We start from the raw sequence: 596 nt of genomic DNA, 5'->3' as shown, positions 1-596 counted from the left end.
CCGAGTTTCTTCGAAAGCTGACCAGGCGGGGTCTGCGTGGCGTCAAGCTCGCCGTCTCAGATGCGCATGAGGGCATCAAAGCCGCAGTATCGAAGGTGCTCTGCGCCACCTGGCAGCGCTGCAGGGTCCATTTCATGCGCAATGCCTTGGCCCATGCTGGAAAGAGCGGACGGCGGGTCGTCTCCGCCTTCATTGCCACGGCCTTTGCTCAAGACACGCCGGAGGCGGCAAGCACTCAGTGGCGCAACGTCGCCGACCAGATCAGGCCAAAGGTCCCGAAGCTCGCCAGTCTCATGGACAACGCTGAGCAAGACGTACTCGCCTACATGACCTTTCCCAAACAGCATTGGGCCAAACTTCACTCGACCAACCCCATCGAGCGATTGAACGGCGAGATCAAGCGGCGGACCGAGGTCGTCGGCATCTTCCCCAACGACGACGCTATCGTGCGCCTGGTCGGTGCGCTGCTGCTGGAACAGAACGATGAATGGGCCGTCCAGCGATCTCGCTACATGACCCTTGAGACAATCGCTACGATGAGCGATGATCCACTCATCAGCCTGCCAGCAGCAAGCTGACACTCATCCGGCCCTCTG

The 596-nt window shown here is 60.6% G+C and carries 1 protein-coding gene; it reads left to right on the top strand.

The window, feature by feature from the left end; translation table 11 throughout:
- Positions 1-578 (top strand): IS256 family transposase (locus JZX87_RS31080; protein ID WP_206829661.1); only part of this gene is annotated, 578 nt, incomplete at its 5' end.
- Between the last annotated feature and the right edge of the window lie 18 nt (positions 579-596).

Source organism: Agrobacterium sp. Ap1, assembly GCF_017313375.1.
Lineage (GTDB): Bacteria > Pseudomonadota > Alphaproteobacteria > Rhizobiales > Rhizobiaceae > Neorhizobium > Neorhizobium cellulosilyticum.
Note: the sequence above shows the minus strand (reverse complement) of the source record. Positions and strands in the feature narration are given on the sequence as shown.